Source organism: Sphingomonas sp. BL-S-28, from assembly GCF_055521515.1.
In genome coordinates this window covers 1,634,566-1,648,512 of record NZ_CM145483.1, presented here as the reverse complement: position 1 = coordinate 1,648,512, position 13,947 = coordinate 1,634,566, and the positions used below count along the sequence as shown (strand labels likewise).

Genomic DNA, 13,947 nt, shown 5'->3' with positions numbered 1-13,947 from the left:
GATACCTGTGCCGCCTCCAGTTCCTCTATCTTCGGGTAGGTCGTCAAGATGCCCGAAAGTGCTGTCGGCAATTTATCCCGTTGGCCCATGCGCGACACGATCTGGCCGAGTGACGGCATTGGCCGTGGATGGCGGAACGTTTTCCGGGGGCTAGGCTGTTCTCGTCACAACGGGGAGACCTATGCATAACCTTTCGGTCAAAAGCGGGTCCGTGCGATGAGAGCTCCGGACCCAGTCAAATCCGCCGATCGCTACCCTTGGTATGTGCTTGGCATCTTGACACTATCGCAGACTTGCCATGGGATCGATCGCGCGATCATCGGTCTAGTGCTCGCACCGGTAGGCAAGGAATTCTCACTCACCGACGGTCAGCTTGGCATTCTGGCCGGGTTTGCATACGGGATATTCTTCGCATTGGCCGCGCTGCCTTTCGGCATCGCGGTGGACAGCCTGAACCGGCGCAACCTGATGGCGATCGCACTGGCGCTTTGGAGCGGCGCAACAGCGCTATGCGGTCTGGCATCCGGTTTCTGGACGCTCCTTCTCGGCAGGGCCGCGGTCGGCACCGCAGAAGCTGCCGGCTCTCCCACCGGAATGTCACTCCTTAGCGACTATTTCGGCGAGGAACGGCGGGCGACGGCTATCGGCATATGGTACCTGAGTTCGGGCATCGGTCTTGCCCTCGCCTTCCTGATTGGAGGGGCCATCGTTCAGGTCGGTGGGTGGCGATGGGCTTTTGCCGCAGCTGGACTGCCCGGCCTTGTTTTGGCGCCGATCCTGTTCCTGACCGTTCGTGAGCCGCAGCGAGGCGCCTACGACGATCCGGTGCCTGCACGGCCAGCCGAGGGCCAGCCCGGTCTTGCCGAACGCATCCTTCAACTCGCCGCGCGGCCGGGACTGTTCTTGTGCATAGCCGCCATCATTCTGATCGCGGCCGGCATCTACGGAATGAGCACCTGGCTTACGACGTTCCTCATTCGCGTTCATGGTATGCCGATCTCGCGCGCGGGCATCACCATCGCCATTGCCTACGGCGGCCTCGGCTCGGTGGGCGGTTTCCTTGCCGGGTGGGCAATCGATCAGATAAATCGCCGGCGCGGCGGCTTCGATCCGGCAAGAACCGCCCTCTTCGGCGCGGCGATCCCCCTTCTTACTGCCCTGACCGGGATCGGCACGGTGGTCGTTTCACAAACTGGTCCCATGCAAGCGCTCCTCATGGCCTGCGGCTTCCTGAGCGCCTCCTACAACGGCCCGATCTATGCGGTGATCGTCACTATAGCCGGCCCGCGCCTGCGCGGTCTTGCCGTATCGCTCGTGCAACTTGGCGCAAATCTGATCGGTGTTGGCGCCGGGACCTATCTGATCGGAGCTGTCAGCGACTTCGTGGGCGGGACCGAGGGAGTCGCATGGGGCATAGGGACGGCTATGCTGTTCACGTTTGCCGGTGGACTGGTGCTGTTGCTGGCATCGCGGTTCATTCGCCGCGCGCAGGAGAAGCAAATCGCCTAAAGAATTATGGCCCGGCTCGTGCGAGCCGGGCCATTCCCGAAAACTTGAAATCTCTGTTCCCTATTGGGCCGCTTCGACGCGATCGCGGCGCCGGGCCTTGGCGGCCTCGATCCCCCTAAAGAGCGCCGTGGTATTGCCTGCGCCAGCATAGAACAGCGTGAAAAGGGGAATGAAATCGAGCTCTTCGTCGGTGAACTCCCCGTTGATCAAGGCGCCGTTCATCTGAATTTCCACGAGATCAGTGCGGCCGAGCATGGCTGTTGCACCGAGCACGAGCAGACGCTTCTCGCGCATCGACAGGACATCGCTTGCCCAAAGGTTGGCGAACTGATTACCGACGATCTCCTGGTTGAACGATGAGTTCCGGAATGGCAGCACCATGTCCGAGGAACCCGGCCCATAAACCTGATCAAAGGTTTCGAGACCCTTTTGCCACTGTGTTTCGTCGATACTCATGCCTTTTCTCCCAATACTGCTTCAAGGCCGACAACCGCCAGGTCGGTGCGGCGGGTCAGTTCGATAAGCGGAAGCGAAATCCCGTAGCTCTGCGCAAGGTCGATCGCGGCGTCGAGATCCTTCACCATCAGTGAGCGGGTATATTCGCGCACCGCCGCTTCGCTCTTGCTCGACGACGGGTCGTCGCGAATGGCCAGCATCAGCGGCCCCCCTACACTGTCGGAACTGGCCTCGATCACCTCGTTGAGTTGACGAATGTCGACGCCGGCGTTGCGGCACAATATCGACGCTTCGTATCCTGCGCGAAGTCCCCCAAAGACAATGACGTTTCGTGCAATCTTTGCAGCCATGCCGGAACCTGGACCGCCCATATGGGCAACGTGCTTGGCAAAGCCGTCAAGCACCGGTCGAACCCGGTCAATCACTTGATCGCTGCCGCCCACCAGACAGACGAGCCCGTGTTCGCGCGATTTCGGGCCGCCGGTCACGCCGCAATCCACCAACTCCACTCCGGCTTGCTCCGTAAGCCTGCGGATGGCGTTCAAGTCCTCGATCGAGACGGTCGCCACGAGAACGACGGTCATGCCCGGACGCGCCCGCGCAAGCACTCCATCGGGGCCGGTGAGCACGCTGATCGTCTGCTTTGCATCGACGACAGCGATGACGATCACGTCGGCCTGCTCGGCAACAGCGGCAGGGGAGCTCTCTACCGCGGGCACGCCGTCCAGCGTATCGGATGCATCCGGCCGGATGTCGTAGACTGCCGCGAGTTGGTTAGATCGTGCCAGGCATACGGCAACGCCGGCACCGATCTGACCCAACCCGATGACTCCTGCTTGTCCCATTTTCTACCTCTCATGCGCGGCGCCTTGGCCACTTGATCGACATGTTTCAAATCGTGGCATAGCTGGGCCGTCGACGTCATCCTGACAGCTGCCCGTTGGCCGAAACGCGACAAATTTACAGCTTCTCACGATGCATTTGCTTCAGCGGGGAGGGTACTTGCAGCGCGCAAATATAGGAAAACCGCCACAACCAGCACAAATGCAGTTGCCGCCATGCTGAGTTGCAGACCGCCGGCCGCAGCCTGAAGGCAGGCTCGAGTCATCGAACCTCCCGCTGCGCCCACGCAATCGCTCGCGTAACCGGCCCCATAGCGCCAGGCGGCAAGGTGATCGCTGAGATAGCCCAGGAGCACCGACCCCAGTCCAAGCCCCGCCACGGTCTGGCCGAAGGAATGAAGTGCCGCTGCCGAAGCGCGCATCCTGGGTTCGACGAGGGATTGGGTTATTGTCATGATTGCGGGCGTGAAGGCATAAAGCAGGGCCGTCGCACCAAACAGGAAGCCCACGAGCCAGCGCCAGTCGTCCTGGTAGATAGCGAGCAGATAGAGTGGAAAGGCTAGAGCAACGGCCGCCGCCGGTGCCCAGCCTCCCCAACGCAGGTCGCGGCGAAGAAGGCTCGCGATGACATATCCGCCGCTTGCCTGTCCCACCATCGTGGCAAGGCTGAACGACAATGCAAAGACGAGCCCGGCTTGCGACAAGGACAATTCATATCGCCGTACAAGCAGCGGAATCAGGAAGAGATTGGTACCGAAGCCGACCATTCCTACAAATCCGCTCCCGGCGGTAAGGAAGAGGAAAGCGGGCGAACGGCCCAGCCTGCGCAGTACAGCGCCGAATTTTGGCGTATCGGCGCTCTTGCCGGCATCAATCCGAGCGGGCTCAGGGATCGTCGTTATCAGCATGCCCGCCAGAAGAATCCCGGGCAATCCAACGCAGACCAGGGCAAGGCGCCAGCCAAATGTCTGGGCGACCGCCCCTCCCGCAATTGCGGCAACCGCGCCGCCGATAGGGACCCCCAGCGCAATGAGCGAGAACACGACCGCCCTGCGGCTGGCCTCAAACCTGTCGGAAATCATGGAAACGAGGGCCGGCGTGAATCCTGCCTCTCCTACCCCTACTCCCATGCGGCAGATCAGGAGCTGAACGTAGCTCCCCGCCATGCCGGAAAGAGCCGTCATCAGCGACCAGATGACAGTGACGGCCGCGATGATCTTCACTCTGCTATACCGCTCGGCAAGACGGGCAAGTGGAATTCCGAGGACTGCGTAGAAGAGCGAGAACGCCAATCCTCCAAGCATTCCAAGCTGGAGATCGGTGAGCTTGAGATCGCGGCGGATCGCCTCGCCAACCACCGCGATAATGGTGCGATCGATGAAATTGAGCATGTAGATTCCGCCCAGAAGCAGCAGAAACCAACGGTCACGCATCGTGAAACTGGGCATAGGTTTGGCAGCTCTCCCTAGGCGGACTTTTTGCCTCGCATGAGACAAGTAGAACACTTTTTCTCTCAAGTGTATCATTTTTCACTTGATCGACGGCAAGACCTGCGCCACCACGCCGCCAACCTTGATTGGGGGGATCTTATTGCATGAAGAAGATAATCATCGCACTCATGGCACTTGGACTGTCCGTTCCTGCGCTTGCCGACGGAGCAGCGGTAAAACGGAACGACGCGGTCTATTCCGCGAACGGCACACGGATCGGCAAAGTTGAGCGGGTCCTGACGGATAGCGACGGCACCGCGACCGCTGTGCGCATCATCTTCCGCGGCAAGTTCATCACGATCCCTGTCGCCACGCTGACCGCCGGTGAAAAGGGCGTCACAACGAGCATGTCGACCGACGACATCAAGAAGCTCTAGGCGGATTTACCGGTCGGTCTCGCCGCGAGCCATGACTTTTTGAGGCGAACGGGCCGAGGCTCTTGCCAGCAGGTTCACGCAAGATCGGCGATGGCGCGAATGGGCCGGCTGATGCCGTCCCATTCGAGATGGGCTGCATGCATCCTCTGAAGCGATGCTTCCATGGCTCCCGACAGTTCCATCAATTCGATGAACCCCCCGTTGGCGGCCAGGGTATCGAACAATGCAAAGCGCTCACCCGAAGGCATCGTGCCGCTGAAAGCGATTTCATGACCTTCGGCCGAGAGCCGCTGAACGCCCTCCTCGTAGGGAATCCGCAGCATGACGTGATGGTAGCCCTCTCCGCTGCGATCCAGCATCTCGGTGAAGACGGATGGTCTCTCGTTCGTCTGCTGAAGAAGTTCGATCAGCAGGCCGCCGGAAAATCCGAAGGCGACCTTCAGTGCAACTTGCGTTGGCTCGCCTCGATAGATCTGGCCCGGTAACACCGGCACGTCGAAGACAAAAAAAGGTCCTGCCTTGATGACCCTCGTCCAGTGGTCGAGCGCACGGTCCATGTCGCGTACGACCTGGCATAGTTCGAGAATCGAGCCATTGGGTTGCATCAGCCCTTACTCCACTTCGCTGCGGCGGTCCGCAGCCCGTGACTGCGGGCCCGGTCAACCAATTGCCTGCGCCGCAGCGCGATATCCGAGGGCGGCAGCCGTCCTTCACCATCCCCAAGCGTCGCAAGATCGACGACGCGCACGTCGCGGATGAATGCCGCAGGATCGCTTCCCTCCGGCACGCCTTGCCAGCGCAGCAATACCCAGCCTTCCCCAAGCCCTGCGGTGTCGATCCAGTTGGCGATACCGGCATCCACGCCGGCGAGGACATAAGTGATCGTGCCGTCGGCGGAGGGCGCAACCTGTGAGCCAGCAAGACTTACCGTGCGCAGCATTGGATCGGGCGATATTGTCCAGGGGTCGGCAACCTGGATACCCGTGTAACGGCTTCCTGCCGGATCAATGGTGATGAGCAGCCCCTCGCCGTCCCCGAGCGCGAAACGACCCCCTGCAAGATAACCCCAGCCACCATCCCGCCCCTGAGGTCCGACTAGCCGATTGGGCTGCGGATACCCGAGAAAGTCGTCCTTGAAGCGCGACCAGAATGTCACCCAGGCTGGCATGTCGGCAACGATGGCGCGGGCGATATCCTCCTCGCTGCGTGGCATCGATGCATGCAATTGGTCGAGACGACTGACCCTGACTTCGGCGGGTACCTGTTCCCAGCCGCATTGACTGTCGCGCGTGTAGACCTGGATGCGCGCACCACTCTCGGTTTTCAGATGGGCCGGCCCGCCGTCCCCAGGGCCCACCGTGACCGTCACGCGCCGACTTGAATCGCAGAGCGGCAACAGGTCTTGAAGAGTGAGCGCACCGAGATTTCGACCGAGGCCGGCATGGTGTTCGGGCTCGACCTCCGCAACGATGCTGAATTGGGGCGGATCGGCGGAGAAGCGGATTTGAACCGCGTACCCGCCATCGCCGTCGATCGGAATCTCGCGATTGATATTATCCGGATTATCGATCGCGACGGCGGCGCCGGGAAATATGTGACCGAACCAATCCCGAGGGGCATTGCTGATATTCCACACGACCTTGGGATCGGCGGGATCGCCGTTGGCTTCCCGCATAGCAAGGCCGAGGACCCATTGATCCAGCGCACGATCGAGGCCAATTCGTCCATCGAGCGTCTTTGATAGCGGATCGCCAAGCAGAATCTGCCGTGCGCTTTCGCGCGCAGCGCGAACGTCAGGCCGTTCGATGAGGCGCAGGGCCAGCCGCTCGGCTGAAGCCTGATCTTCCGTCCATAGCGGATTGACCGTCATGATATCGTTCCCACCCTACCGCCTTCAGCGAAGATCGTGCTTCCCGTAGTGTAGCTGGAGGCATCGCTAGCAAGCAGGATGGCCGCCCCGACAGCTTCGTCCGCGGCACCGAAGCGCTTGATGGCGTTCCGCTCTGCCAGCCCCAGACCCTTGTGGATTTCCGCTTCCTGCCCATCGGGGCTCATGGAACCGACGCACAGACAGTTCACGCGCGTGTGCGGGGCCTGCGACTTGGCGAGTTCCCGCACCAGAAAGTGGAGCGCTGCTTTCGATACTCCATAGGCGACAGCCGGCGGGATGGGCGTGAAACCGCCGCAGCTTTGCACCGAGATAATACTACCCTTCCCATGTGCCTTCATGTCGGCTTCGGTCAGTTCAGCCAGCCACCAGGTCGCCATGACGTTGACGTCGAATGCGGTGCGCCACACTTCGTCGGTGTTCGCCCAAAGCCCGCCATCGGTGGCATATACGACCCCGGCTGCAGCATTGTTGAAGATGATGTGGATCGGACCGAAGGCTTCGCGTGCGCAGGCCACGAGCCGCTCAAGATCACTCCTTTTCCCGGCGTCCGCTACAATGGCGGCAGCGCGGCCGCCGCCGGCCGCATTGATCTCTCCTGCCAGCCGTTCGAGACGATCCCCCGAACGGGCGGAGATCACTACATTCGCCCCCAGTTCGGCGTAAGCCCGTGCAACATGTTCCCCAACTCCCGGACCAACGCCCGTCAGGATTGCAGTGCGCCCGTCAAGGCGGAAACGGTCGAGAATGCCCATGGTCTCGTTCCCCAGGTCAGGCCTATGAATGGTCGAAAAGATGGCCGTAGCGCGCGTAGTATCCGGCAAGGCGCGTGTGTACCTCGGCCGGATCAATCCCGAACTGCTCCGGACTGTGCCGATGCCTCCCCAAGCGGTTCGCAGCGGGATTCTCGGCAAGAAAGCGGGCGATGCGATCGCGGTGCTGCACCGAAAATGGCAGATCGAACCGGCTGTAGATGTGTTCGATTGCAGCCATTGGATCGCTGACGACATCGCGGTGAGCAAGGTCAAGGATGCGCCCTTCCAACGCCGGATCGGCCGACCGCGCCTCTGTCGCGCGCGCCATCGCCGCACACCAGGTGTCGACGACCGATCGCCCGATCGCCGCCAGGTCGTTTGCGCCGCCCACAGCAGCAAGGAAACCTGCAATCATGCTCGAGAGCGAGGAGAAGGTGAGAACCGGATCGCGGTGGGTCCAGACCAGCATTGCACCGGGATAGGCCTGCAGCAGGCCAGGCAGGTCCATCAGATGCTGCGGCGACTTCAGCGTCCACCGTCCCTTCGGGCCTTTCCACTGGAATTGCTGCAGCATTCTCCGGTGCGTGCGATATTGTCCCTCGGGCACGGTTTCCTGCAGCCAGCGCGCAAAATCGGGAACACCGAGCTCGGCCGGAAAATTGGTGCTGGCGAAATGCAGCATCATCCCATGATTGCATTCGCCGGGCTGGGTACAATCCATGCGTTGGATGTCGGCTAGCTGCGGGGCATGCTTAAGCCAATTCTCGTAGATCGCCTGGACCTGGCCGATGCGCGGATCACTCTCGAAATTTGCTTCTTCAGGAGCGGGCCAGGGAATATACCATTCCCACTCGCGCGGCGCCCTCGCGGACGGATCGAGACAGAGCAGATCGTAGGTGATCGTTGTCCCTGTGCGCGGCAGACCGCAGACTATGAGAGGGTCGCCGAGATCCTGCTGCGTAATCTCCGGGTGGCGTTTCTCATCCTCGATGTAGCGCAGCCGGGTCGCCAGCAGGCCGACAATCTTCTCGCTTGCTGTCTGGCGCAGTTGCGGCGGCGGATCCATCGTCTCCACCGCTTCGACCAGACGGTGAAAGCCGGCCATGAACGAAAGGTCGCTTCCGAAATCCGTAAGGCCCGTGAGATCGCGCGCGCGCGCGATCAGGGTTTGCGGTTCCAAAACCGCCGGTTCACAAGAGCCCGCGTTCATGCAGGCCGCTTTTCACGGTGCTGCGCCATTGCCGTACTTCTCCCAGGTGCCGCGATCCGGTATGGAATCCGGTCGCTCAGGCCTTGTCTTCGACCGGTGTCAGGTTCTTCATGAAAGCAACGAAATCCGGACCCAATTCCGGGATTGGCAAACCCAGACGTTCCGCGAGGTAGAGCGTCATGAAGTTGTCGTTCAGCGACTTGTTGGTCTCAGGGATATTGCCGATACCAACCTGGCGGTCGAACGCGCCGATCGCCACCAGCGCCATGCGCAGTGCGACGACGATATCGTAGTATTCAAGGTTTCTCGCCGTCTGCCGGGTAGTCTCCTCCCAGATCGCGATCGTTTCTTGCTTGTTGGGCAGCCCTTCAAGCCGGGTAATGCCGAACCGGCGACCGAACAGGTCGTCGAAGTAAAGCCACCATGCGAGGTCGAGCTCGGCCGGTCCCAATGCTGCCAGTTCCCAGTCGATCAGCGCGTTGACGCGGCCATCGGGCGCAAACATGACATTGGACGGTGTGGGATCGCCCCACAGTACGTTGACGGCCGCATCTTGCGGCATGTTGGCGCGCACATAAGCCATCGCCGTATCGACAATGGGCATTGCCCGCCCGCGTCCTGCGGCCTTGTGCCACGCTTCCAATGCACCGACGTATTGATCGAGGCCCGGCTCACCGTTTTCAGGTTGTGCGAGGAATTCGAACCCGTCGCGCCAGTCAATACTCGCCAGGCTGGCAAACGCCGATATGGCATTGGTAAAGGCCGCGCGCCGCTGCTCCGGCGCCATGTCGACCAGCCAGCCTTCAAGATTGTAGTTCGGCGTCTGCTTGGCGCATTCACCCGCCACTTTGCCCATCACGAGGAAAGGCAGGCCGAGAATCTCGGGATCGAGGTGCATCCCGATCCATGGCGGAACGGGGAGATCTCCGCGCGCATCGAGCGCGGCCATCATTTTCCCCTGAAGGGCCAGACTGCTGCCGAAGACGACTTCCAGGTCCATCGGCTGGCGGCGCACCACAAGTGTCTGCGCCTGGGGGCCTGCCTCGTCGACATAGTCGACCTCCACGAAGAAGATGTCGGCAGAGAAGCCCGCCCCCAATGTCACGTCGAGGGGGCGAACATGGATCTGGCGCCATTGCGGTTTCTGCCCGGCCAGCCATTCCTGCAACTGGACAGTAATGCGATCGGGGGTCAGCACGTCCATGATCACAGTCCCTTTGCAGCCAATGCGCGCTTCAGTTCGCTCGTGAGAGGACCCATGTCCTTGGGGGAGGAGCCGTGCAGTAGGATTTCGTCGGCGCCTGCATCAAGGAAGGACATCAGCTGATCGGCGCACTGCGCTGCCGTTCCCACTGCAGCTCCCTCGTCCAGCCACTGCTGGGGTATGAGACGGCTTACATCGACGAGTTCCTGACGCGTATAGGCCTGGTCGGCGGGCTTTCCGTTGAGCCCTGCAATCTTGGGGTGGGCGCGAATGTCGCCGAGCACCTGCTTGTCCCAGCCGTTGATGTCGACGATCAGGTCGCCAAAACCGGGGAGTTCGAAATAGGTGATCGCGCGCCCGCCGACGACGGCCTCTTCCTCGTCCTTGGGCAGATCGGGAGCGACAATGATATTATGGTAGATGCGCACTGACATCGGGTCGCGCCCTGCCTTTTCCGCGGCCTCACGGACGATTCTGGCGCTGTTCTTCACGCCCTGCGCCGAAACGAAGGGGTGAAGCAGCACGCCGTCGCAGTGCTCGCCTGCAAATTCGAGGCTTTTAGGCCCGATCGCCGTGAAAATGATCGGCGGGGGCGTTCCTCCGTGGCGATCGGTCAGGTTGATGGCCGGAAACTTGCCAAGTATGCCGTCGTAATCGACCTTTTCGCCGGCCCAGAGCCGGCGACAGATCGTGATCAGATCGGCAAGCCGCTCCATAGTGATGGGAGGGGATCCGAGCATCTTCATATAGGCCGGTACAGCGCGGGCGAACATGAGGCGGAACCGTTCCCCGCTCATCGCCTGCATCATGTCCGCCACGCTTGCAGTCACCAGCGGATGGCGCATCGTCGCATACATGGTTCCCGTTATGCGGATCTTCGATGTGGCCTCAGCCACAGCGCCTGCGAGCACAGCCGGTTCCTTGAGCGCATAGCGTTCGGAGATCCACACGCACCCCAGGCCGATCCGCTCGGCTTCCCGGGCTTCTTCGATGCCGCGCCGTGGGTCGTTGACACGCCCCGGCAGAATATACGTGCCGAACCTGTCGAAAAGCGCCTGTGCTCCCGGTTCCACCGCCAGCGTCATTGAAATCCTCTCAGTTCGTTATGCGCCGCAGGTTTGCGTCCGCGACGTCCATTGGCAACCTGTCAAAAGACAGGCTCGGGATGAACCTCGACATAAAGACGTGTCAGCTTGAGCGAGGCGATCTTCCATGACCCGGCCTGGCGGACATAACGCTCGGTGTAATGACCAAACCCGGTGATGGATTGCGCGCCGGGAATTGGGCTCTTGCCCGGCGCCCAGACGACGCGGTCCTGCATAGCAGTCACGACGCTCGCCTCATCCCCTTTGAGATCGATCTCCGAGGAATGAACCTGATGGGCCGACCGGGCATCCGCCACTGCAAACCGAACCTGGTCGAGTATCGCCTCATGGCCGGTGATCGGCGCGTGTCCGGTATCCTCCTGTACGTCCATCACCGCGTCACTGGTGAAAAGGTCGATGAACCCCTCCCAGTCCTTGGTATCGAGCATGCGGCAGTAGCGCGCCTTGACGTTGCGGATCGCTTCGTAATCGAGCAGCATCGAGAGTGCATCGTTCATCGCGTCCGTCCTTCACCAGATGATGCGGGTATGCGCTCGCAGCGCCCGCTCGCGGATTGCCTCGGCGCGTTCGTGCGGTGCCACCAAAACGGTGCCTGCCGGCAAATACTGGCGGACCTCGTTCAACTTCACCTTCTTCATGCTGGGGGTTGGACGCTCGTCAGTGTTGAACCACCGTCCCTGCACCGCTCCGCTGGAATAGCCCGAGGTATCGAGCCAGTTGTGCACGCCCGGGTCTCGCGCGGAGATAACGGCCCGAAAGACGCCGTCGACGTCGACCACGGCCTGCGCAGCATTGAGGCTGGACTGATTGTGATACCAGTCAGTCGTTTCGTAGAGCTCGTTGGTCAGGATCAAGGACCAGTACCCGACCTCCTTCGGGATCCGCACTTCGGTTATGAGGGCCTCGTCCTCGGCGAGTTCGTAAGCGCCTTCGTAGTACGACTGCCGAGCAAGACCCGTCATCTGCGAGAAATCAGCCACTTTCAGAGTGTTGATCAGCCCTTCGTCCCGCAGCTTCTGGACCTTATCGGGAAATGCCATCGCACATACCGCCGCCGTCACGGGAATCTCGGCGAACCGGTGCGCGAGCTGGGCGAGGCTTGGTCTTCCCTTGGCGGCATGTTCGGCATCCAGGCGGACGATGCCGAAGCGAGGCTCGCGCTCACAACCCCAGTCGCAAGCCACGATCCTCACCATCAGCTTTTCGGTCTCGGGCTTGAGCTCCCACCAATCGCCGTCGTAATCGGCGGGACGCTGCGGCGAGAGAATGACGTCGAAGCCGCCGTCAGACGCAATCTTCAGCTCATCGAAGTCATTCGCGTCCTGTGCGGGATGATGCTTCCCCGTGCGGAGCGTGTCGGGGCCGAGCTGAGCCAGGATCATCATTCGCGTGGTGCCGCGATCACCCCGAATGCGGTAGGAACCACCTTTCTCGATCAGCGCTGCCTTGTAAATGGTGTCTGCGTTGGGCTGGAAGATGTTCTGACAGATATTGAGTTCGGGGACGAAGATCGGATGACTACGATCGTGCATGATCGCATCGTTCGCGGTCCTGAGCACTCCGGAGAGCAAGAGCCGCATCGATTCCTGCATGACATGCGGATCGCTGCGGAGACGCTCGGGAATGCGATCGCGCATCTGCTGACCCAGCGGACGAAGCTGGTCGAGAAGGTCTTCCCATTCGAATACGCCGTTATCGCTCATATCGCTCTCCACCTTTCTGCGACCGATCCATGCTGCACCTTGGGTCGCTCCGCTTCCCGGCATCATCGTCAAGGCCGCGATTGTCGTCATGCCCGCACGAACCTCGCGCCTAGTCGGTGACGAGCAGCGCGCGCAGCGCCGCGCGCTGTTCGTCATCGATTCCGGCAGCGGCAAAATAACCGTCGACGCCGCCCCACCGGCTCTCCATCTCGTCAAAGGCGCGCGCGAGGAAACTGTCCTGAACTCCGATGAGCACTGCGACCATTTCGGCGGGCGGCACGAAGCCGAACGTCTTTTCAAGGTCACGCTTGAGATGATCCGACATGCGCAGATTTTCCCCGAAGACATCGGACTTGCGGTAATCTTCGGCAATCACCGCTCGCGGAACGCCCAGCAGTTCCAAGAGTAGTCCCACGACGACCCCGGTCCGGTCCTTGCCGGCCGTACAATGAACCAGCATCGGTGTTTCGCGGGAAAGAAGTGCCTCAACCATTGTCGGCAAATGACGCAGGAAAGCCTGAGGCATCAGGCCATAGTTATGCGCCATTACTTCCGACGCGCGCGAGGCACTCGGCTCCTGCCCGAGCGATGCCCACATATCCTCCCCGTGCGCGCGCAGGTCGGTATTCATGTCGAGATTGAGAAGCCTGCAATCCGGTCCGCACCAATCGTGGGGTGCCGATTGGCGTTCAATGTCCGAGCGCAGATCCGCAACGCTGCGAAAACCAAGCCTCACCAGTTCTTCGCGGTGATCTTCCAAGAAACTGGCCGGCCCCTCGGACCGGAAAAGAATGCCGTGCCGAACCCTTCGGCCGTCTGAGGTAGGCGTTCCGCCGATATCGCGAAAGTTCAGGCGGGATAGCGCGAGGGTCATCGTCTCAGCCCTCCACCGGAGGGAAGCTCGGGATCAGCGTTCGCATTTGTGCAAGCAATTCTGGAGACATCCAGACATGTTCAACGAAATGCCCGAGCGTTGGGCGCTCGTCGGTATAGATATAGCGCAGCATGTCTCCGACCGCGCCTTCGAACACCACCGGGTGGCGATCCTGATCGATCGAGCCCAGATGCGCTTCCCAATTCGCCATTGGCCCGCCGATCCGGGTCGCGATATGATGGAAGCGGATAGCAAGCTCATCCCCTTGCGGCAGGAAATCCCTGAACAGCGGCGCAGTGTCGCCCACTGGCTCGATCAGTTCGATTTCGACGCCCCCCACGACCGCAATGGCGATCTTGAGCACCGGCTTGCCTGTGGGATCTTCCCCTGGCTGGATGTTGCACATCTCGAAGAAGCCGGGCGTACCGTATTCCTGCTTGAGCCTCGCCATGGCGGCGGGCAGGTCATTGGTGACGTAGGCGACCTGACTGTGCAGGCTGTTTGGCCGGGCGAACATGCAATCCTCCTGATGT

The 13,947-nt window shown here is 61.2% G+C and carries 15 protein-coding genes; 2 read left to right on the top strand and 13 right to left on the bottom strand.

Translation table 11 applies throughout. From position 1 onward, the window contains the following. Positions 1 to 216 precede the first annotated feature (216 nt). The gene (locus ACZ1JC_RS06990) at positions 217 to 1,509 is read left to right on the top strand and encodes a spinster family MFS transporter (RefSeq protein ID WP_465169051.1); all 1,293 of its coding nucleotides are present in this window, start codon (positions 217 to 219) and stop codon (positions 1,507 to 1,509) included. 60 nt (positions 1,510 to 1,569) lie between these two features. Here the strand turns inward: ACZ1JC_RS06990 and ACZ1JC_RS06985 are convergent, their stop codons facing one another. The 3 genes from ACZ1JC_RS06985 to ACZ1JC_RS06975 all read right to left on the bottom strand — a co-directional run bounded on the left by ACZ1JC_RS06985 (position 1,570) and on the right by ACZ1JC_RS06975 (position 4,255). Next, positions 1,570 to 1,965 (bottom strand): carboxymuconolactone decarboxylase family protein, encoded by a 396-nt coding sequence (locus ACZ1JC_RS06985; protein ID WP_133085088.1) that lies wholly within the window; start codon positions 1,963 to 1,965, stop codon positions 1,570 to 1,572. Next, positions 1,962 to 2,810 carry an NAD(P)-dependent oxidoreductase gene (locus tag ACZ1JC_RS06980; protein WP_465138663.1) on the bottom strand — a complete coding sequence of 283 codons (849 nt, stop codon included), beginning with the start codon at positions 2,808 to 2,810 and terminating at the stop codon, positions 1,962 to 1,964. Before ACZ1JC_RS06980 ends, ACZ1JC_RS06985 begins: the two co-directional genes overlap by 4 nt. Positions 2,811 to 2,935: 125 nt before the next feature. Beyond that, a complete protein-coding gene (locus ACZ1JC_RS06975; RefSeq protein WP_465138664.1) occupies positions 2,936 to 4,255 on the bottom strand; it encodes an MFS transporter in 1,320 nt (439 codons plus the stop codon). 146 nt (positions 4,256 to 4,401) lie between these two features. Between ACZ1JC_RS06975 and ACZ1JC_RS06970 the strand changes: the two genes are divergently transcribed. Next, positions 4,402 to 4,674: a PRC-barrel domain-containing protein gene (locus tag ACZ1JC_RS06970; protein WP_133085085.1), complete on the top strand. Its 273-nt coding sequence runs from the start codon at positions 4,402 to 4,404 to the stop codon at positions 4,672 to 4,674. Positions 4,675 to 4,748: 74 nt separating this feature from the next. Here the strand turns inward: ACZ1JC_RS06970 and ACZ1JC_RS06965 are convergent, their stop codons facing one another. The 10 genes from ACZ1JC_RS06965 to ACZ1JC_RS06920 form a co-directional block, all read right to left on the bottom strand. Beyond that, positions 4,749 to 5,279, bottom strand: coding sequence for a VOC family protein (locus ACZ1JC_RS06965; protein ID WP_255490519.1), 531 nt, complete (start codon positions 5,277 to 5,279; stop codon positions 4,749 to 4,751). Further along, positions 5,279 to 6,544, bottom strand: coding sequence for a hypothetical protein (locus ACZ1JC_RS06960; protein WP_465138665.1), 1,266 nt, complete (start codon positions 6,542 to 6,544; stop codon positions 5,279 to 5,281). Before ACZ1JC_RS06960 ends, ACZ1JC_RS06965 begins: the two co-directional genes overlap by 1 nt. Further along, entirely contained in the window at positions 6,541 to 7,317 is a 777-nt protein-coding gene (locus ACZ1JC_RS06955) for an SDR family NAD(P)-dependent oxidoreductase (protein ID WP_465138666.1), read from the bottom strand. Before ACZ1JC_RS06955 ends, ACZ1JC_RS06960 begins: the two co-directional genes overlap by 4 nt. A gap of 22 nt (positions 7,318 to 7,339) precedes the next feature. Then, positions 7,340 to 8,527: a sulfotransferase family protein gene (locus ACZ1JC_RS06950; RefSeq protein ID WP_465138667.1), complete on the bottom strand. Its 1,188-nt coding sequence runs from the start codon at positions 8,525 to 8,527 to the stop codon at positions 7,340 to 7,342. Positions 8,528 to 8,603: 76 nt separating this feature from the next. Beyond that, positions 8,604 to 9,731, bottom strand: a complete 1,128-nt coding sequence (locus ACZ1JC_RS06945) for a phosphotransferase family protein (RefSeq protein ID WP_465138668.1) — start codon at positions 9,729 to 9,731, stop codon at positions 8,604 to 8,606. A gap of 2 nt (positions 9,732 to 9,733) precedes the next feature. Then, on the bottom strand, positions 9,734 to 10,816 hold the full coding sequence (locus ACZ1JC_RS06940) for a TIGR03857 family LLM class F420-dependent oxidoreductase (RefSeq protein WP_465138669.1): 1,083 nt from the start codon (positions 10,814 to 10,816) through the stop codon (positions 9,734 to 9,736). Between the two features lie 62 nt (positions 10,817 to 10,878). Continuing rightward, on the bottom strand, positions 10,879 to 11,334 hold the full coding sequence (locus tag ACZ1JC_RS06935; RefSeq protein ID WP_465138670.1) for a nuclear transport factor 2 family protein: 456 nt from the start codon (positions 11,332 to 11,334) through the stop codon (positions 10,879 to 10,881). 12 nt (positions 11,335 to 11,346) lie between these two features. After that, positions 11,347 to 12,540: a DUF1214 domain-containing protein gene (locus tag ACZ1JC_RS06930; RefSeq protein ID WP_465138671.1), complete on the bottom strand. Its 1,194-nt coding sequence runs from the start codon at positions 12,538 to 12,540 to the stop codon at positions 11,347 to 11,349. Between the two features lie 109 nt (positions 12,541 to 12,649). Continuing rightward, entirely contained in the window at positions 12,650 to 13,414 is a 765-nt protein-coding gene (locus ACZ1JC_RS06925; RefSeq protein WP_465138672.1) for a tyrosine-protein phosphatase, read from the bottom strand. A 4-nt stretch (positions 13,415 to 13,418) separates the two neighbouring features. Further along, positions 13,419 to 13,931, bottom strand: coding sequence for a VOC family protein (locus ACZ1JC_RS06920; RefSeq protein ID WP_465138673.1), 513 nt, complete (start codon positions 13,929 to 13,931; stop codon positions 13,419 to 13,421). Positions 13,932 to 13,947 lie beyond the last annotated feature (16 nt).

Coding starts and splice junctions, on each gene's coding strand:
- ACZ1JC_RS06990 (WP_465169051.1), top strand. CDS start 217: ATGAGAGCTCCGGACCCAGTCAAATCCGCCGATCGCTACCCTTGGTAT.
- ACZ1JC_RS06985 (WP_133085088.1), bottom strand. CDS start 1,965: ATGAGTATCGACGAAACACAGTGGCAAAAGGGTCTCGAAACCTTTGAT.
- ACZ1JC_RS06980 (WP_465138663.1), bottom strand. CDS start 2,810: ATGGGACAAGCAGGAGTCATCGGGTTGGGTCAGATCGGTGCCGGCGTT.
- ACZ1JC_RS06975 (WP_465138664.1), bottom strand. CDS start 4,255: ATGCCCAGTTTCACGATGCGTGACCGTTGGTTTCTGCTGCTTCTGGGC.
- ACZ1JC_RS06970 (WP_133085085.1), top strand. CDS start 4,402: ATGAAGAAGATAATCATCGCACTCATGGCACTTGGACTGTCCGTTCCT.
- ACZ1JC_RS06965 (WP_255490519.1), bottom strand. CDS start 5,279: ATGCAACCCAATGGCTCGATTCTCGAACTATGCCAGGTCGTACGCGAC.
- ACZ1JC_RS06960 (WP_465138665.1), bottom strand. CDS start 6,544: ATGACGGTCAATCCGCTATGGACGGAAGATCAGGCTTCAGCCGAGCGG.
- ACZ1JC_RS06955 (WP_465138666.1), bottom strand. CDS start 7,317: ATGGGCATTCTCGACCGTTTCCGCCTTGACGGGCGCACTGCAATCCTG.
- ACZ1JC_RS06950 (WP_465138667.1), bottom strand. CDS start 8,527: ATGAACGCGGGCTCTTGTGAACCGGCGGTTTTGGAACCGCAAACCCTG.
- ACZ1JC_RS06945 (WP_465138668.1), bottom strand. CDS start 9,731: ATGGACGTGCTGACCCCCGATCGCATTACTGTCCAGTTGCAGGAATGG.
- ACZ1JC_RS06940 (WP_465138669.1), bottom strand. CDS start 10,816: ATGACGCTGGCGGTGGAACCGGGAGCACAGGCGCTTTTCGACAGGTTC.
- ACZ1JC_RS06935 (WP_465138670.1), bottom strand. CDS start 11,334: ATGAACGATGCACTCTCGATGCTGCTCGATTACGAAGCGATCCGCAAC.
- ACZ1JC_RS06930 (WP_465138671.1), bottom strand. CDS start 12,540: ATGAGCGATAACGGCGTATTCGAATGGGAAGACCTTCTCGACCAGCTT.
- ACZ1JC_RS06925 (WP_465138672.1), bottom strand. CDS start 13,414: ATGACCCTCGCGCTATCCCGCCTGAACTTTCGCGATATCGGCGGAACG.
- ACZ1JC_RS06920 (WP_465138673.1), bottom strand. CDS start 13,931: ATGTTCGCCCGGCCAAACAGCCTGCACAGTCAGGTCGCCTACGTCACC.